Consider the following 18,776-nt stretch of genomic DNA (forward strand, 5'->3'; position numbering starts at 1 on the left):
TCCTGAATAACGTGGACGGCCTCAGCCGACGGAACCTTCGAGCGAAATACCGATGAGCTTCTGTGCTTCGACAGCGAACTCCATCGGCAGCTCCTGAATGACATCCTTGACGAAGCCGTTGACGATCAGCGCAATGGCCTCTTCTTCGGGAACGCCGCGCTGCATCACGTAGAACAGCTGGTCTTCGGAGATCTTCGAGGTCGTCGCCTCGTGCTCCACCTTGGCGGTCGAGTTCTTCGCCTCGATATAGGGCACGGTGTGTGCGCCGCAGTCGTTGCCGATCAGCAGCGAGTCACAATTGGTGAAGTTGCGCGCATTTTCGGCGCGGCGATGGATCGACACCTGACCACGGTAGGTGTTGCTCGACTTGCCTGCCGAAATACCCTTCGAAATGATCCGGCTGCGCGTGTTCTTGCCCAGATGAATCATCTTGGTGCCGGAATCGATCTGCTGGTGGCCGTTCGACACCGCAATGGAATAGAATTCACCCTGCGAGCCGTCGCCGCGAAGAATGCAGGACGGGTATTTCCAGGTGATCGCCGAACCGGTCTCGACCTGTGTCCACGAGATCTTCGAGTTCTTGCCACGGCAATCGCCGCGCTTGGTGACGAAGTTGTAGATGCCGCCCTTGCCCTGCTTGTCGCCGGGATACCAGTTCTGGACCGTCGAATACTTGATCTCGGCGTCGTCGAGCGCAATCAGCTCGACCACTGCAGCGTGCAGCTGGTTCTCGTCGCGCTGAGGCGCCGTGCAGCCTTCCAGATAGGAAACGTACGAGCCTTCATCGGCGATAATCAGCGTGCGCTCGAACTGGCCGGTGTTCTTCTCGTTGATGCGGAAATAGGTCGACAGCTCCATCGGGCAGCGAACGCCCTTCGGGATGTAGACGAACGATCCGTCGGTGAAGACCGCCGAATTGAGCGTGGCGTAATAGTTGTCGGTCGTCGGCACGACAGTGCCGAGATACTTCTTCACCAGTTCCGGATGCTCGCGCACCGCCTCGGAAATGGAGCAGAAGATCACGCCGGACTTCGCCAGCTCTTCCTTGAAGGTCGTGACAACCGAAATCGAATCGAACACCGCATCGACCGCGACGCGACCGGATGCGTAGACATTGTCGCTCGGCTCTTCCGAATCGACGTCCTTCTGAACGCCAGCGAGGATTTCCTGCTCGCGCAGCGGAATACCGAGCTTTTCGTAGACGCGCAGCAGTTCCGGATCGACCTCGTCAAGCGAACGCGGGCCGGTCTGGTTCTTCGGGGCGGCGTAATAGTGGATGTCCTGGAAGTCGATCTTCGGATAGTCGACGCGCGCCCAGTTCGGCTCGGTCAGCGTCAGCCAGCGGCGGAACGCCCCGAGACGCCACTCCAGCATCCACTCAGGCTCGTCCTTCTTGGCCGAAATGAAGCGGATGATGTCCTCGTCCAGCCCCTTGGGAGCCAGATCGGTTTCGATCTCGGTTTCAAATCCGTATTTATATTGGTCAACATCGAGCAAGCGAACCTGATCGATTGTTTCCTGTACAGCTGCCATCGGCGCTCTCCAATCTCGCCGGGTTCAAGGCCCGGCAGTTTCGAAATCGCATATGAACGCGTTGAACGCGGTATGCGGGTTACATAATGCAGGCTTCGGCCAATTGCACCTGTTGCATGGCAGAGACCCGAATTTTGTGGGTCACGCGGCCCTGCTTCGCCGCTTCATGAAATCGTGCAGTGCGATCGCGAACTGCTCGATCTCGGACCCCTTTGTCTCGTGGCCAACCGAAACCCGCACCCCACTGACCGTGTCGCCAAATCCCATCGCCTTGAGAACCCGACTGGCGCCGACCTTTCCCGAAGAACAGGCCGACCCCGCCGAAACCGCAACACCTGCCAGATCCAGCGCAATCAGCAACGTCTCTGCCTTCACGCCGGGGATCGAGAAGAACACGGTGTTCGGCAGACGGTGGGTCGCTTCGCCAAATATCGTCACGTCTGGCGCAATCTCGCGCAGTATGGCGACGATCCGCTCGCGCCGCTGCTCAAGGTCGCCCGCGCGCGCCACATTTTCCCGCGCCCGTCGTGCCGCCACACCGAAGCCGGCAATCGCTGCATAGTTTTCGGTCCCGGCGCGATGCCCGCGCTCCTGCCCGCCACCAGCGGCTATCGCTGCCGGCATCAGCACGTCGCTGGTGCCGATCAATGCGCCAGCGCCTTTCGGGCCGCCGATCTTGTGCGCAGCCAGAATCAGGAAGTCCGCGCAAAGCTCTGAAACATCGAGAGAAATGCGCCCTCCCGCCTGCACGGCATCAAGAACGAACACGCCACCTGCATCATGCACGATCCTGGCGATTCGCGCTGCCGGCTGGATCACGCCCGATTCGTTATTTGCCAGATGCACGGCCACCAGCGGCAGCCCCTCGGCCTTGTCATGCGCAGCCAGAGCAGCCTCAAGCGCGGCAAGATCGACGATGCCCATTGCGTCGACCGGCAGAAATACGACCTGCTCTGCAGGGAACCTCCCGCCACCGACGACAATCGAATGATCGGTCTCAGCGACATAGAGCCGTGAATAAGTCAGCGATGCGCGCCCCATCTTCCAGTTGGGCGTCAGGACAAGCGCCGCGGCCTCGCTGGCACCCGAGGTAAAGACCACATGCTCAGGCTTTGCATTGCACAGCGCTGCGACGTCCCGCCTTGCCGCTTCCACGATACGCCGGGCTTCGCGCCCCTCATGATGCACCGAAGAAGGGTTCGCCGTCAGGTCCAGAGCCGCAATCATCGCCGCCCGCGCTTCCGGCAATAGCGGCGCGCTCGCGTTATGATCCAGATAGGCTCGAGGCGACTTCATGCGGCTTTGGGCTCCTTGGTGCTGGGTTCAGTCGCCGGACAGCGAATTTCCTTGAAATTGCAAGGCCGACCGTCCTATCTACCGGCATCACAAGCTGAGGAAAATAGCGTCCATCAGTTTTGAACAATTCTAAAGTAGCTTCTAGGCGGACGTCGGCGCTCCGTCAAGTGCGCGGGTTTTCAAACTACGTGGCGCGCCGCCTTGATGTTTTTTCGTGAATGGAGACGATATGCCTGAGGTTATTTTCACCGGTCCTGCTGGCAGACTTGAAGGTCGCTATCAGCCGTCCAAGGAAAAAAACGCCCCTATCGCCATCATTCTGCATCCGCACCCGCAGTTCGGCGGCACGATGAACAACAAGATCGTCTACGATCTGTTTTATATGTTCCAGAAGCGCGACTTTACAGTCCTTCGTTTCAATTTTCGCTCCATCGGCCGCAGCCAGGGCGAATTCGACCACGGCGTCGGCGAATTGTCGGACGCTGCCGCGGCTCTCGACTGGGTGCAGTCGCTCCATCCCGACTCAAAGAGCTGCTGGGTCGCAGGCTATTCATTTGGCTCGTGGATCGGCATGCAGCTTCTGATGCGGCGCCCCGAAATCGAAGGCTTCATCTCGATCGCGCCGCAGCCCAACACCTACGATTTCGCGTTCCTGGCGCCCTGCCCTTCATCTGGGCTGATTATCCATGGCGATGCGGACAAGGTTGCCCCGCCGAAGGATGTTCAGGTGCTCGTGGACAAGCTCCACACGCAAAAGGGCATCACCATCACCCAGAAGACAATGGCGGGCGCAAACCACTTCTTCAGCGATCATACCGAAGAGCTGATCGAAGAATGCGCAGACTATCTCGACCGCCGTCTGGCCGGTGAACTGGCCGACCCTCGCCCAAAGCGCCTGCGCTAAGGCAGGTCTTGAGCGGCGGCAGGGCTCATCAGCTACTGCCGCAGCTCACCCCTTGTTGGACATGCCGGGGATCAGCCTGAAACTGCGCTTGATCTTCGGCAACCCCACTTCGGTCCTCGCGAACAAATAGCCAAATCGCGCAAACAGGACAGCCGCAATGACGGCCCAGGCAACACCCAGCGAAAAACCCATCACCACGTCGCTCGGATAATGCGCACCGACGACGATGCGCGTGGCCGCAAGCCACATTCCCGCCGGCACTACTACCCAGCGCGATGCTGGCCAAATCAGCACCAGCGCGCCGACCACCCCTCCCACCGTTGCCGAATGTCCGGAGGGAAAACTCGCCCAGCTTGCATCCAGTGCAAACGGGTCGAACGCCAGAATTCCATGCTCTTGGTAGTGGACCGGGCGCGCGCGACCGATGATGCGCTTGATGATGTTGGAAAATAACAACGCTCCGCCAACTGACATCAGTACGAAAGCTGCCAGGACGGTCCAGTTATAGAGCAGCAAAAGCCGCTGGCCGGCTGCGCGCGTCCAGTCGATCTGGTTGACGGCGAGCAGCGCCAGGACAGCCGGCACGACATACCAGACTCCGAGCCCGACATCTGTCATGCGTGTCGCCAGCGCTGCGGCGGAGCCTGCCCATTGCCCCCGAAACGCGCCGGCAGCGTCGTCAAGCACCAAAAAACAGATCACGGTCAGCGTCACAACGATCAGCGCCGGCATCTGCCACGCTATCTTCGGGAACCGGCTGCGCCTTGTTCCTGCGCGGCGACGCAAGATTGCGACCGTCCGGCGCGAATTGTCGAAGGACAGCCCGACGGCCGCCTTCAGGCGCGGCATGCGTGTTCCGTTCTCAGGCGTCGTTTCTCGCTGCCGATCGCTCATGTCAGGCATTCCTTAGATCCGCTGGCACCGGTAAACATCTTTGCCGGGAATTGCGAGGCACATTCTCGGCACCGCAGCTTACGGTGTTGCAAGCAATCCCCCCGACACTGGCTGAAGACAGCCCGTCGTCGTTGGAAAAGTCAGCGGCAATCCACGCTTGGCGCGCACGGCCAGATAGGCCCATGCCTCGGCTTCCATCGCATCCCCATCGAGGCCGACATCTTCTGCCATCAGCACTTTTCCAGAACCGGCGACAGCGTCCCGCAAGTCGCCAACGATGTGAGGATTCTTCCGGCCACCCCCAGCAACAATCCACAAGCGCGGTTCTTCAGGCAGCAACCGAACAGAAGCGTGGATGGCCCGCGCAGAGACCGCTGCGAGCGTACGTGCACCATCCGCGACCGCAAGATCCTTGACATGAATCAGATCAAAATCGTTTCTGTCCAAAGACTTGGGAGCAGGTTTGGTGAAGAAGGTCGAACCGAGATACTCGGACACCACCTCCTCTACCACCATCCCCTGTCCAGCGATCCGGCCATCTGCATCGAAACTCATGTTGGTATGCAGACCGATCCACTGATCGATCAGCGCATTGCCCGGACCGCTATCAAACGCAATCGGATCTCCTTCCTGCGGAACGAAGGTGATGTTCGAAATGCCACCAATATTGACAAAACAGACCGGCATCATCCGGTTTTCGTCATCCAGCGACGCCGCCAGTGCCGCATGATAGGCCGGAACCAAAGGGGCACCCTGTCCACCATGGCGCATGTCGTTGGCACGCATGTCCCAAACCACCGGCAGGCCGGTTTCAAGCGCCAGAAGCTCGCCATCGCCGATCTGCACGGTCATGCCCCGATCTGGCGCATGAAACACCGTCTGGCCGTGAAAGCCGATCAGATCGGGGCGTAGCGCCGGGTACGCCGCTAGAAATGCACGGACCGCATCCGCGTGATGCACTGTGATTTCGCGCTCGAGATCGGCGAGGTCTCCCGGTCGCTCATCGCGATCCTTGATCGTGCGGGCGACTTCGAGGGCGCGTTCGATGCGCTGACGAAAGGTTGCGTCATAGGCGAAAAAGCCGCTGCTGCCACGGCGCACGATCTGCTCTCCGTCGGTCTCCACCACGGCGATGTCGATGCCATCCATGGAGGTGCCGCTCATCAATCCAATCGCGCATTTCAGGCCCATTTTGCCGTCGTCCTTGTGATTCTTGCGTTTTAGATGCTAAAGCCGCCTGGTTCCCGCGCCATTAACACGCGCGGGCTTGGCACAGTCCCTACGGAAAGCACGATCATGTCCGCCTTCAAGTCCGATTTTCTCCGCACGCTTTCAGAGCGCGGTTTCATCCACCAGATTTCCGATGAATCCGGCCTCGATGACCTGCTCGCGAAGGAATCGGTGACGGCATATATCGGCTATGACCCGACAGCCTCCAGCCTGCATGTCGGTCACCTGATGCAGATCATGATGCTGCATTGGTTCCAGGAAACCGGTCATCGCCCGATCTCCCTGATGGGCGGCGGCACCGGCATGGTCGGCGATCCGTCGTTCAAGGACGAAGCCCGCCAGTTGATGACGCTCGACACGATCGAGGCAAACATTGCGTCGATCAAGCGTGCGTTTGCGCAGTACCTCGATTACGACAAGCCCGGCAACGGCGCGATGATGATCAACAATGCCGACTGGCTGCGTCCGATCAACTATCTCGAATTCCTGCGCGATGTCGGCCGTCACTTCTCGGTCAACCGCATGCTGTCCTTCGACAGCGTCAAAACGCGGCTTGATCGCGAACAGTCGCTGTCGTTCCTCGAATTCAACTACATGATCCTTCAGGCCTACGACTTCGTCGAACTGAACAAGCGCTACGGCACACGCCTGCAGATGGGCGGCTCCGATCAGTGGGGCAACATCATCAACGGCATCGACCTTGGCCACCGCATGGGCACGCCGCAGCTTTACGCGCTCACCGCGCCGCTGCTGACGACTGCCTCGGGCGCCAAGATGGGCAAGTCGGCATCCGGAGCCGTATGGCTCAACGCCGATCTGCTGCCCGTTTACGAATTCTGGCAGTACTGGCGTAACACCGAAGACGCGGACGTCATCAAGTTCCTCAAGCTCTTCACCAAGCTGCCGATGGACGAAATCGCGCGCCTGGCTGCGCTTGGTGGTTCCGAAATCAACGACGCCAAGAAAATTCTGGCGACTGAAGTCACCGCCATGCTTCATGGACGCGCGGCAGCAGAGGAAGCAGCCGAGACCGCCCGTAAGACGTTCGAAGAAGGCACGCTGGCCGACTCTCTGCCAAGCGTCGAAATCGCCGCCGGCGAACTTGAGGATGGCATCGGTATTCTTGCGCTGTTCGTCAAAGCCGGCCTCGCCGGCTCGAACGGCGAAGCCCGTCGTCACATCCAGGGCGGCGCAGTTCGCGTCAACGACGCGGCGGTAAGCGACGAGAAGCAACTGGTCGGTACTGCCGATGTCACTGCCGACGGCATCATCAAGCTGTCACTGGGCAAGAAGAAGCACATTCTCGTTCGTCCAGTCTGATCCGAAAGCGCCTGGCGCCGGCTATCTCGCAGATCGCCGGCTCCAGATGCCAGATTTTGGCATCAATTTACCAAATTTTGCATCGAAAAGACCAAAAGACGGTCTTCCCGGACCATCATCTGAACTCGAAAACCGAGCGAAAAATGCCCGGAGCGATGACCGACAGCGGGTTTACCTGCAATTGCGGCTCGCTGTATTTCCCTGACAGCTTGAACGTGATCCCGATCAGCCCGCGATCACGACCATTGCCGAGCAGCTGGCCAATCAGCGGTATTTCCCCGAAAATCCGGTTCAAACCATAGGCCGGCATGAAGGTTCCGGTCATGTCCATATTGCCGGCGGCGTCATAAACTCGCCCTTGAAACGTTGAACCAATCAACGGGCCCCGCAGCACGCCGCGATCAAGATCGAGCGCGCCATTCCCTGTTGCAACCAGTGAAAACGCGCGCTCGAACTGCACTCTCGTCGTGTCAATATCACCGCGAACTGCTTGATTTAGCGAGCGATCTCCGCCCGCGGGGGTACTCGACACCAGAGAGCGCAGACGCGGCTCGTTGACGATCCAGAAATTGCGCGTGTCGACCTGCCCCGAGAGCGGTCCCGTCCCCGTCCCGCGCATGGATAGCGCAATCGCCCCACCTTCCATATGCTCATAAACGTCCAGAAAGCGCAGAATGGCTCCCGCATCGGCCGAAGTCATTGTCACGCTCCGCGCATCGCCATTGCGGGTATCGCTGAACGCCACCTTGCCACCCGTCGAGGTCGTCGCGGCGAATTCAAGCTTGTCGGTACGCCCGTTGGTTCCGGCGAATTTCAACGTCACGCCCCGCAAAGATTCGCCGTGAAAACCGGTCATCGCATCGACGGCGACATCCACGCGAACCGGGCCGGTATCGACGTTTTCGCCCCGGTTCTCACCGGCTCCGGCATACAGCTTGACGATGGAACGCACGTCAATCGACTTGCCTCGAACCTCGATGTCGTAACCGTTGCGTTCCGCCTTCATGGTGAACGAAAAATCGTCGTTCCGATTCAACCTTGCAGACGGAAAGCTGACCGACTGCAACTTGCCATCGACCAGCGACAGCGCCCCGGTCGCACCAAACGTGTCCCCGTCGAGCTTGAAATCGGACAGGCGGGTGACGTTGCCCTGCTGTTCCAATCCGAACGCAACCGATGCCGGCACGCCGGTGCCCTTGCTCCATCCGATCCAGGGAATGTTCAGCGTCGCGCGCTCAAGGCTCGCCTTGATGGATCTTGAACTGTCCTTGGTGTCATCGAGTTCGACCCGCGCAGTGCCGGACAGAACCGTGTTCAACCCCGGCGCAATCGCGCGCCGCCCGGCATCATCGAGGTTAAGAACGACGCGGCGCTGTCGCTCGACGCTGCTCTGACCGAGCGGCTCCACCAGCCGTAGATCGGCAGATACGCCGTTGAGCAGCGCAGCGGCGGTGATCTCGGCTTTGCGTGGATCGACCACGATGGAGCCCTTGGCTTTCGTGACCGTCTGGCCTTCGAACTTCCTTGAAATGTTGAGATTGTCGTAGGCAAGATCAACTTTCCATTCGAGTTTTTCGATCGGAAAGTCTCTTTCCAGCGGGATATCCGTGATGATCTTGCCCGCCACGGTGCCCGACAGTTCATCGGGCTTTACATCAAAGAACCGCGACACATCGATGGGGTCATAGGACGCCAGCGCGAGGATGGCATCGGCATTGCTTTCGACGTCAATCACGAGCCGCCCGATTACGGGTCTTTTGTGGGCCTCACGTATCTCCAGCAGACCATTGCGCGCATTGACGGTTCGTCCTTCCTGCATGAAAACCGTGCCGCTTTCGAGCGCGATATCGATGTCCATACCTGCAAAGATCACGGAACCGTTGCCATCACGAACTGGCGGCATGCGTCCAACAATGTCGAACCGCGTGCCTTTGATAGAAAACTCACCGGACAGCTCGGAAGCCGTCAACGGCACACCATTGCTCAGCCGACCGGGGGCAGCGTTGATCTTGATCTGCCCCGCCTCGACCTTGCCACCATACATGTTATCGACCACCCAGCGGCGCGCACCGCGAGCGGAGAACCACGGCCACAGCTGCTTGATCTCACCGACCGGCATGTCGATGACGTTCAGCTCAAGTCCAAGCCCTACTCCGACCTCGTCCACGACGATCCGGGCGCTGCCGTGAACTTCACCTTCCAGCGAACGCAGCCCAATCGTTTTAATTTCAATGACATCCGCGGTGGCGCTCATCACGCCTGCGAGCTTTGTCACAACCTCCAGGGGCCGTTCTGGAGAACCAGTTGGCGCAACAGTCGACCCGTCGCTTACAAGCTCGAAGCGATAACCTGCCTCTCCGCCCTCTGGCAGCGAACCCAGTGCGCCATGAAACGTCCAGTTTGAGCGTCCGCTTGAGACTCGCAAGGCTTCGACCTCGATCTTGTCCGCCCCCTCCTTGAGAGTGGCTCGCAGTTCAAGATCGGCATCAATCCGATCGCCATCTTTCAGGTCGACAGTAACCTGACCGATCTCCGTGTGCAGGCGCAGTTCGTGGTCTGACTGATGACGTGTCGCCGAAACAGAAAGACGCGCATCCTTGAAATCGTTCGTGCGGCCGGACGTGGCAGATGTTTCCTGTGGCACCGCGACGTTCAACGTAACCTGATCCACTGCGCCATCGCTCGGATCTCGAGAAACCTGACCCTGAACATTTGCTGTGCGTCCTGCGGCCGCAACATTAGCCTCGACCTCAAAGGAAACGGCGTTGCGCCGGCGCAATTGAGCATCGATCAACTTCACAGTGCCCAAGAGAGGATCGTCCGACAGAACCAGATCAATATTCTGAAGTCTGACGCGGCCGACACCGCCATCATTGAGCAACGACGCGAACTCATTTGCGGCTGCAAACACAGTCCGTACCGCAGCATCCTGGTCGAAAACGCCTGCCTCATCGAAGAATGGCAGTTGCGCAGGGGGGGTAGTACCGGTCAACGACGACAAGACGATCCGGGAGTCCTGTATGCGAATCCGCCGTATCTTCAGCTTGCCGCCAATCAATGGCGCAAAGCCAACCCCCAGCCGTAACTGACCGATCCGCAAGGCTTCTTCGCCGGTTCCAGTGGGCGAGAGAACGACATTGTCCGTTTCAACCGAAAGAAGTTCCATGCCGTCAAAGGACAGACGTGTCGCACCAACCGCCGCGACATAGTCGTCCCCTACGAGCTGTTGAACGGCATTCTGGGCTTCAAGACGAAGCGTTTCGCTCCCCGCCCCCAGCAAAACCGCGCCTGCCAAGGCAACCAGTGCAAGCAGGATGACTGCGACGCCCCCGAAAAAAAGCATCGCAACGCGCCCTGGACGGAAGCGTTTCCGCTCTGGCGCGGGGAGGCGCTGCGCGGAGGGGAGCTTGTCCAGACAGACGATCTCCTCGCGCCGAAACCGAATTTTCTGATGTGAAGGGATCTCGCTGTGCACGCCGGGCGAGCCTGTTTCCTTGCGATGGACGAATCTGGCCCAGCCACTATAACTGGCACCTGCATCAACGTAACCACAAAGAAGAGCTAACAGATGACTCAGATCGCCATTGGCGAGAGCGCCCCCGACTTTGAACTTCCGGGCGACGGTGGATCGACAATCTCACTAAGCGCCCTTCGCGGCAGCATTGTGGTTTTGTTTTTCTACCCAAAGGACGACACAAGCGGCTGCACCACCGAAGCGCTCGACTTCACATCCCTGAAAGAAGAATTTGACGCAATCGGCGTAAAGCTGATCGGGATCTCGCCTGACAGCGTGAAGCGGCATGACAAGTTCAAGGCCAAGCATGGCCTCACAGTTACCCTGGCTTCTGACGAAGAGAAGCAAGTCCTTGAAGCCTATGGCGTCTGGGTGGAGAAAAGCATGTACGGGCGCAAATATATGGGCGTCGAACGCACCACCCTACTGATCGACAGCAATGGGAAGATCGTCCGCATATGGAACAAGGTGAAGGTCGCAGGCCACGCAGCGGAGGTGCTGTCGGCAGCGAAAGAGGCCGCCTGAGCCTATCGCGAGTTTGAGGCCCTACCAAAGGGCAACTGGGTTTCGTGCCGAACCGAAAACGTTTGTTAACCCTAATAATGTGTAATCGGACTGTGTATTTCCCTATTGCTTGGGTGTGGGTCCGTGACAGTCAAACGACATTCGTCCGTGTTCGGAAGGCGCAAAGAGCCGCATACGATCATCATTGCCAATGGCAACAAGATCCGACACTTCACGCTGCGCCCCTGGATGACTGCTCTCACCGGGTCGGTGCTGGCAACTGCGGCCATCGGCTACCTCTCAGCCACGACCTATCTGGTGTTGAGAGACGACTTGATTGGTGCTTCGGCAGCGCAGCAGGCGCGCATGCAGCATGCCTATGAAGACCGCATCTCGACGCTGCGGGCACAGGTGGACCGCATCACCAGCCGACAGCTGCTGGATCAGCAAATCGTCGAGAGCAAGGTTTCGGAACTGCTGGCACGTCAGTCGCAACTGACACAGCGTCACGGTCGCATCGGGCCAATTCTGGAACGGGCAACAATCAACCGTGCAGAGCTTCCAAGCTCCACGCCCGTACCACCCTCCCGCCCGGACATGCGCGCTACAGTTGACGTTTCGCAGCCCCTTGTGACGGCAGAGGCTTCAAGTTTCTGGCCGCGACACGCGGCACCTGCAACCGGACGTGAAACTGCGGCAGATCGCGCCGATCAGCTCTTCGTCGCTCTCAACAAATCCCTTGAGGCTATCGAGACGGAACAGATCGCGGGAATGGAATTGCTGGCCGAAGATGCCTTCAAGACGGCGGACGAGATTACGGGCGCTCTTGAAGTTGCAGGCCTGCCGATTGAACTCGAACTCGGCGACGATGCCGCCGGCGGTCCATTGCTCCCGATTGACGGCAATCGGTTCGAAGCAGGTGTGAAGGAACTCGACGACGCCCTCGCCAAGCTCGAAGCAGCCAAGGCGATGGCTCAGGTGATGCCGATCCAGAATCCGCTGCCCGGCCGCTCGATCTCCAGCAGCTATGGCGTGCGCCGGGATCCGCTGTTGCGAACGCCGGCAATGCACGCCGGCATCGACTTTCGCGCTCCCACCGGCACGAAGATCAAGAGCGCTGGCCAAGGCACAGTGGTCAACGCCGGATGGAACGGTGGCTATGGCCGGATGGTGGAGATAGACCATGGCAACGGCCTCACCACCCGCTATGCCCATCTGAGCCGCATCCACGTCAAGGAAGGCCAGACGGTGGAGAAGGACAGTGTCGTCGGCGAAGTGGGCACCACAGGACGCTCAACCGGGCCACATCTTCACTATGAAGTGCGACACAACGGCTCCCCGATTGACCCGTTGCGTGTCATCAAGGCCGGACGCAAGATCGAAAATCTGCTGTAAGAAAAAGGGCAGGACGCTTGCGCCCTGCCCCCATGATTGCTCAAGATCACACCAGAAGGCATGACATTAATCGATGTCTTCAACCGCCTGGCCCGAACCGCCTTCGATGCGAGCCGACAGCGCCGCTTCCATGAATTCGTCCAGGTCACCGTCGAGCACGTCGCTCGGGCTGCTGCTCTCCACTCCGGTGCGAAGGTCCTTCACCATCTGGTATGGCTGAAGGACATAAGAACGGATCTGGTGGCCCCAGCCAATGTCGGTCTTTGACGCTTCGCTGGCGTTTGCAACGGCTTCGCGCTTTTTCAGCTCTTCCTCGTAAAGCCGCGAACGCAGCATTTCCCACGCCTTGGCGCGGTTCTTGTGCTGTGAACGCTCCGCCTGACAGGCAACCACGATGCCGGTTGCGATATGCGTGATACGCACCGCCGAGTCTGTCGTGTTGACGTGCTGACCGCCCGCGCCGGATGCACGGTAAGTATCGATCCGGACATCGGATTCCGACACATCGACCTCGATCGAGTCGTCGACAACCGGGTAGACCCATGTGCTTGCGAACGACGTGTGACGACGCGCGTTCGAGTCATAGGGCGAAATGCGCACCAAACGATGGACCCCGGACTCCGTCTTCATCCAGCCATAGGCGTTGTGGCCCTTGACGAGAATGGTCGCCGACTTGATGCCGGCTTCTTCCCCGTCATGTACCTCAAGCACCTCGACCTTGAATCCGCGACGCTCGGCCCACCTTGTGTACATGCGCAACAGCATGCTCGCCCAGTCCTGGCTCTCGGTGCCGCCGGCACCCGCGTGGACTTCGACATAGGTGTCGTTCGAGTCAGCTTCGCCCGAAAGCAGTGTCTCGACCTGGCGTGCCTGCGTTTCCGCGCGCAATGCACGGATGGAAGCTTCGGCGTCGGCGACGATGCTCTGGTCACCCTCTTCCTCGCCAAGCTCGATGAGTTCGAGATTGTCGCTCAGGGCTTGTGTGATCTGCTTGACGGTCGTGATACCGTCTTCGAGGCTTTGACGTTCGCGCATCAGTTTCTGCGCTTCATGCGGGTCGTTCCACAGGTCGCCGTCTTCTGCGCGCATATTCAGGTAATCAAGTCGTTTTACGGCCTGATCCCAGTCAAAGATGCCTCCTCAGCAGGGTTATGGCCTGCTTGATTTCGTCGACAATGTTTTGGGTTTCTGCGCGCATGGCGGCGGGACATCCTGCTCAAATTTGCTTCTGAATCGGCGCGGACCATAGGGACGCTGTCACCACGTGTAAAGGGACTTGCGCGCGGCGAAACAGCATGAACAGTGGGTTAACCTGCCTGCGCTAGTGTTTTCACATGGTCTGGGGCGGCTTGAAGATCAATATTGGCAGGCTGGTGCGCTACCTACTGGTTGGCGGCGCGATTTTTGGTACGCTCGCCGCTGGCCCTTCGGCAGCGTCAGATCGAGCCTGTCGGAAAATTGAAGCAAGACTTGCGGCCCTTACCGCGGAAAGCGGCTCCCGCGCATCGACGCGGCGCTACGATGACGCCATCGCCCGTCAACAAGAACAATTACAGAAAGCGCGGGCTCAGGCGAACCAGGCCGGTTGCGGACGCGCCATTGTCGGCAGCGCTGTCGCCTTCTGCGCAAGCGTCAATGGCAGCATTGAGAAGATGCAGCGCAATCTTGCCGAGTTGCAGGCGAAGCGCGGAAAACTGAAGAGCAAGGATTCGTCACGGGAGCGTGCACAGCTGCAGACTGCGCTAAAACGCCAAGGATGCGGTAGCCAGGCGCGTCGCGCCAACAGCGTCCCCGCCGAGGCGCGCAAGGTCGAGTCCAGCGCGCCTGCGTCTGTTGCGATTGGACGGGTGAGCGGAAATTTCCGGACAATGTGCGTGCGTACCTGTGACGGATATTATTTTCCGATTTCTAATTCCGTGCCCCAATCCAGCTTCGAACGGGATCAACAAGCCTGCCAGGCAATGTGTCCGGGCAGCCCCGTGGAGCTCCATATCCATCGCATGCCTGGGCAAGAAGCAGAGGACATGGTGTCTGCCTCAACCGGACAGAGATATCGCGATCTGGCCAATGCTTTTGTCTATCGGAAAAAAGCGATCGGGAGCACCCCGGCTTGCAGCTGCAATCGCGCGAACGCGGCGCCAACTTCCGGCTTTACAGTCGTTGGCGGAGAGTATGACCACCGATCTGCCGATGCAGCAATTTCGGTACCGCCGCGCCCCTCAGCACGACCAGACCCTGCCGAAGACCCGAAAACGCTGGTGAATCGGGAAAGCGGCGTCGATATTCAGGCGCTGAAACACCTGAATATCCCAAAGCCCAACACGACAGCAAACGCATCGCTCACAAATGATGGCGCGGTCAGGGTCGTCGGGCCAGTGTTCCTTCCCGACCCAGAAGCGGCAATAAATCTGCAAGCTCCGGTCCCTGCTCACGACCGGTAAGAGCAAGACGCAAAGGCATGAAAAGCGATTTGCCCTTGCGCCCTGTCAGTTCCTTGAGCGCGTCGGTCCAGGCTTTCCAGGTGGTTGTATCCCAGGGCTCTGCTGGAAGGTTCTCGAATGCGGTCGTCAAAAATGCGAGATCTTCGGCATTAAACTGCTGCCGCACGAGCGGTCCTTCGCGGACGATCGACCACCACTGCGCGGCGTCTGCAAGACGCTCGAGGTTGCCGCGAACCACCATCCAGAACGTCTCGGCATCGCTGCCGTCGATGCCAAGTGCGACGAGGCGCTGCCGGGCTTCTTCAAACGGCATGTTGTGGATCAATGTCCGATTCAGCGCCTGCACCTCTGCCGGATCGAATTTCGCAGCGGACTTTGACGTCGCCGCAGGCTCAAAACGTGCTGCCAGTTCCGACATGGTGGGAACAGCAGAAACGCTCTCGGCAGTACCGATCAACACCGCCAGGGATGCGACAGCCATCGGCTCGACGCCTTCCTGAGCCAGACTGAGGATCGAGAGAGCGCCTGTTCGCTTCGACAGCCCCTCGCCCGAACTCGTCGTCAACAGATTGTGGTGACCAAAAGCCGGCGCGACTGCACCGAGAGCCTCGAAAATCGCGATCTGCGCGCCGGTATTGGTGACATGGTCGTCGCCACGAATGACATGGGTGATGCCAAGCTCGATATCATCGACCACCGATGGCAGCGTGTAGAGATAGGTTCCATCTTCACGCACGAGGACCGGATCCGACATGGACGCCAGATCGACTGTCTGCGGACCGCGCACGACGTCATCCCAATGCACTTCCGTGCGACGGGTGACAAAGGGATCGCTCTCAAAATTTGGAAGCAGGAAGCGCCAGTGAGGCTTGCGCCCTTCCGCTTCATAGGCAGCCTTCTGTTCGTCGGTCAGCTTGAGCGCCTCGCGCCCGTAGACGGGAGGAAGACGGCGCGACAACCTGATCTTGCGGCGACGTTCGAGCTCTTCGGACGTTTCCCAGCAGGGATACAAAAGCCCGGCTTGCTTCAATTTCTCGACTGCAGCGTCGTAGGTCGCAAACCGCGCCGACTGATGAACGATAACGTCCGGCAAGACGCCGAGCCAATGCAGATCCTTCTCGATCTGGTCCGCGTATTCCTGCTTGGAGCGCGCGGCATCGGTGTCGTCGAAGCGCAGGACGAAGCGTCCGCCGTTCTTCAAGGCGAACAGCCAGTTGAAAAGCGCGGTCCGCGCATTGCCGATGTGGATATAGCCGGTCGGCGACGGCGCAAAACGTACTGTGACTGACATAGTCAGGATCTGTCCCTGAACCTGTTGGTGATCGGATAGCGACGGTCGCGGCCAAAATTCTTCCGGGTGATCTTCACACCCGGCGCTGCCTGCCGGCGTTTGTATTCGGCGATGTAGAGCAAATGCTCGATACGATGCACGGTTTCACGGTCGTGCCCTCGCGCGACAATGTCCTCAACCGCCATTTCTTCTTCGACGAGACATTCGAGAATGTCATCGAGAACCGGATAGGGCGGAAGCGAGTCCTGATCTGTCTGATCGGGTCGCAGTTCGGCGGATGGCACCTTGTCGATGATCGACTGCGGAATCACGATACCCGCAGGGCCGAGCGCGCCTTCGGGACGCGCGGTATTCCGCCATGCGGACACCGCGTAGACCTGCATCTTGTACAAGTCCTTGATCGGGTTGAACCCACCATTCATGTCCCCATAAAGGGTGGCATAGCCGACGGACATCTCGGATTTGTTGCCGGTCGTGACGACCATCGAGCCGAACTTGTTCGAGATCGCCATAAGGATCGTCCCTCGTGCGCGACTCTGAAGGTTTTCCTCGGTGACGCCTTCCTGGGTACCCTCAAAGAGCGGAGCCAGCGCTTTGGCAAAACCCTCGACCGGTTCAAAGATCGGCGCAACGTCATAACGCACGTCTAGAGCCTTCGAGCAATCCTCCGCGTCCTTCAAGGAATCAGACGACGTGTATCGATAAGGCATCATGATGCAACGAACCCGGTCCGCTCCGAGCGCGTCTACTGCAAGCGCGGCGCAGATCGCGGAGTCAATTCCGCCAGACATGCCGAGCACGACCTCACGGAACCGGTTCTTGTTCACGTAGTCACGTAGTCCAAGCATGCAGGCAGCGTAGTCCGCCGCCTCTTTTTCGGGCAGGCGCTCCTTCGGACCCTCAACACAGCGCCAACCCTCAACGTCGCGCTTCCATGTGGTGAGTACGCAGGCAGTCTCAAACTGCTTCATCTGGAAGGCAAGCGACTTGTCGGCATTTATCGCGAACGACGCGCCGTCAAAAACAAGCTCGTCCTGCCCGCCAACCATGTTGGCATAGAGCATCGGAAGACCGGTTTCGATAACCTGGCGAAGCACGATCTGCTGTCGCCGATCGACCTTTCCGCGCTGATAGGGCGAGCCATTCGGAACCAGCAACAATTCGGCGCCGCTTTCGGCAAGCGTTTCGCATACGCCGTGCTCGCCCCAGATGTCTTCACAAATTGGGACACCAATCCGGACCCCACGGAAGTTTACCGGTCCTGAAAGCGCGGGCCCGGCCTGAAACACACGTTTTTCGTCGAATTCGCCGTAATTTGGCAAATCCATCTTGTACCATTCGCCAAGAATCCGACCGGCATCGGCTGCAATCATCGAGTTGTGCAGACCGCTGGCGCGCTTCAGCGGCACCCCGATCATGACACCGGGGCCGCCGTCAGCCGTCTCTGCTGCCAGTTCCCGCACGGCTCGTTCACACTCGGCAACGAAGGCCGGTTTGAGCACCAGATCTTCTGGCGGGTAGCCAGCGATGAACAGTTCGGTGAAGAGGACGAGGTCGGCGCCTGCCTCGGCGGCCTCTTTTCGCGCCTGACGCGCAAGGTCCAGATTGCCGGCGACGTCACCAACCACCGGATTGAGTTGTGCAACGGCGATGCGGATCTGATTCAGCACTGTATCGGTCATGACACAGCGTGTAGCGCGCACTCAGGCGTGCGGCAATGGCGTTCTAGGTGTCGGCATGGAATTGCAGTTCCTCCAGGCTTCGATTGTCTCCGATAGACAGCGCCAGAATGCGTGAAATATGTGTTCGACAGAGACCACTCTCGTCAGCCCATGCGTTCATTTGCGCTTGCACCGCCGCAAGGTCCTTTCGCGACGTTGGCGCGTTACCGATATCGAGCCCCGCTTCCCGCAGCGCAAGCACCACATCAGGAGACAGGATAAACGCGTCCCAACCGACCCAACGAAGGAAATATTGCCCCGTATTGCCGCCGAGGCGGCTCCCATGGCGCGCAAGATAGGCCATCAATCCGACCTGATCTTCTGCTGGCCAGCTTGCAAGAAACCGCCCGAAGCTGCCGTGCTCCTCGGCTACTTTCTGCACAAACGATGCATTGTCTCGAACGGATCGGATTTTTTGCGGATTTCGGACGATACGCTTGTCAGCTGCCAGATCGTGCCAGAAGTCATCCGGTTGAAACAGCAAACGCTGGGGCTGAAAGCCGAGGAAGGCCTCTTCGAAATCCGGCCATTTCTGTTCAATCACTCGCCAGACGAATCCAGCTGAAAACACCCTGTTCGCCATGATGGAAAGAATGCGGTCATCGGGCACGTCGAAAAGTGCCGCATTGTCGGGGACTGGCCCCAACAGCGAGACGAGGACGGCGCTCCCACCTTTGCGCTCTGCAGCTCTGTCACGAATGGCATTGAAAGATGACATGACACCCTCGAATTG

At 59.2% G+C, this 18,776-nt stretch carries 14 protein-coding genes; 5 read left to right on the plus strand and 9 right to left on the minus strand.

From position 1 onward, the window contains the following. Positions 1-21: 21 nt before the first annotated feature. The gene (gene sufB, locus BMZ42_RS06170; RefSeq protein ID WP_091519954.1) at positions 22-1,533 is read right to left on the minus strand and encodes a Fe-S cluster assembly protein SufB; all 1,512 of its coding nucleotides are present in this window, start codon (positions 1,531-1,533) and stop codon (positions 22-24) included. Positions 1,534-1,674: 141 nt separating this feature from the next. Then, positions 1,675-2,829, minus strand: a complete 1,155-nt coding sequence (locus tag BMZ42_RS06175) for a cysteine desulfurase family protein (RefSeq protein ID WP_091519956.1) — start codon at positions 2,827-2,829, stop codon at positions 1,675-1,677. A gap of 229 nt (positions 2,830-3,058) precedes the next feature. Here BMZ42_RS06175 and BMZ42_RS06180 point away from each other — a divergent pair, with 229 nt between their 5' ends. Then, positions 3,059-3,733: an alpha/beta hydrolase gene (locus tag BMZ42_RS06180; RefSeq protein ID WP_091519959.1), complete on the plus strand. Its 675-nt coding sequence runs from the start codon at positions 3,059-3,061 to the stop codon at positions 3,731-3,733. 45 nt (positions 3,734-3,778) lie between these two features. Here BMZ42_RS06180 and BMZ42_RS06185 read toward each other — a convergent pair whose 3' ends face one another. Beyond that, positions 3,779-4,627, minus strand: coding sequence for a phosphatase PAP2 family protein (locus BMZ42_RS06185; RefSeq protein ID WP_175556649.1), 849 nt, complete (start codon positions 4,625-4,627; stop codon positions 3,779-3,781). 78 nt (positions 4,628-4,705) lie between these two features. Then, positions 4,706-5,818 (minus strand): anhydro-N-acetylmuramic acid kinase, encoded by a 1,113-nt coding sequence (locus BMZ42_RS06190; protein WP_091519964.1) that lies wholly within the window; start codon positions 5,816-5,818, stop codon positions 4,706-4,708. Positions 5,819-5,923: 105 nt separating this feature from the next. Between BMZ42_RS06190 and tyrS the strand changes: the two genes are divergently transcribed. Beyond that, positions 5,924-7,177: a tyrosine--tRNA ligase gene (gene tyrS, locus BMZ42_RS06195; protein WP_091519967.1), complete on the plus strand. Its 1,254-nt coding sequence runs from the start codon at positions 5,924-5,926 to the stop codon at positions 7,175-7,177. A 115-nt stretch (positions 7,178-7,292) separates the two neighbouring features. Here tyrS and BMZ42_RS06200 read toward each other — a convergent pair whose 3' ends face one another. Beyond that, a complete protein-coding gene (locus tag BMZ42_RS06200) occupies positions 7,293-10,520 on the minus strand; it encodes a YhdP family protein (protein WP_091519969.1) in 3,228 nt (1,075 codons plus the stop codon). A gap of 225 nt (positions 10,521-10,745) precedes the next feature. On the opposite strand from BMZ42_RS06200, the gene BMZ42_RS06205 reads away from it, so the two are divergent. Together BMZ42_RS06205 and BMZ42_RS06210 are read left to right on the plus strand one after the other, a co-directional pair. Then, entirely contained in the window at positions 10,746-11,216 is a 471-nt protein-coding gene (locus tag BMZ42_RS06205; protein WP_091519971.1) for a peroxiredoxin, read from the plus strand. A 123-nt stretch (positions 11,217-11,339) separates the two neighbouring features. Next, on the plus strand, positions 11,340-12,590 hold the full coding sequence (locus BMZ42_RS06210; protein WP_244523182.1) for a M23 family metallopeptidase: 1,251 nt from the start codon (positions 11,340-11,342) through the stop codon (positions 12,588-12,590). A 66-nt stretch (positions 12,591-12,656) separates the two neighbouring features. On the opposite strand, the gene prfB is transcribed toward BMZ42_RS06210, so the two are convergent. Continuing rightward, a protein-coding gene (gene prfB, locus BMZ42_RS06215) for a peptide chain release factor 2 (protein WP_139207868.1) occupies positions 12,657-13,788 on the minus strand; the annotation gives its coding sequence in 2 pieces (ribosomal slippage) (positions 12,657-13,721 and positions 13,723-13,788; 1,131 coding nt in all). Positions 13,789-13,939: 151 nt separating this feature from the next. Between prfB and BMZ42_RS06220 the strand changes: the two genes are divergently transcribed. Then, on the plus strand, positions 13,940-15,031 hold the full coding sequence (locus BMZ42_RS06220) for a DUF2865 domain-containing protein (protein ID WP_175556650.1): 1,092 nt from the start codon (positions 13,940-13,942) through the stop codon (positions 15,029-15,031). On the opposite strand, the gene gltX is transcribed toward BMZ42_RS06220, so the two are convergent. From gltX to BMZ42_RS06235, 3 genes are read right to left on the minus strand one after another with little or no spacing between them, the layout of a single operon-like run. Then, a complete protein-coding gene (gene gltX, locus BMZ42_RS06225) occupies positions 14,949-16,322 on the minus strand; it encodes a glutamate--tRNA ligase (protein ID WP_091519977.1) in 1,374 nt (457 codons plus the stop codon). The genes BMZ42_RS06220 and gltX overlap by 83 nt on opposite strands. A 2-nt stretch (positions 16,323-16,324) precedes the next feature. Continuing rightward, a complete protein-coding gene (locus tag BMZ42_RS06230; protein ID WP_091519979.1) occupies positions 16,325-18,004 on the minus strand; it encodes an NAD+ synthase in 1,680 nt (559 codons plus the stop codon). Between the two features lie 43 nt (positions 18,005-18,047). Next, positions 18,048-18,761 carry a DNA-3-methyladenine glycosylase I gene (locus BMZ42_RS06235; protein WP_091520298.1) on the minus strand — a complete coding sequence of 238 codons (714 nt, stop codon included), beginning with the start codon at positions 18,759-18,761 and terminating at the stop codon, positions 18,048-18,050. Between the last annotated feature and the right edge of the window lie 15 nt (positions 18,762-18,776).

The organism is Aquamicrobium aerolatum DSM 21857 (assembly GCF_900113935.1).
GTDB classification, from domain to species: Bacteria; Pseudomonadota; Alphaproteobacteria; order Rhizobiales; family Rhizobiaceae; genus Aerobium; species Aerobium aerolatum.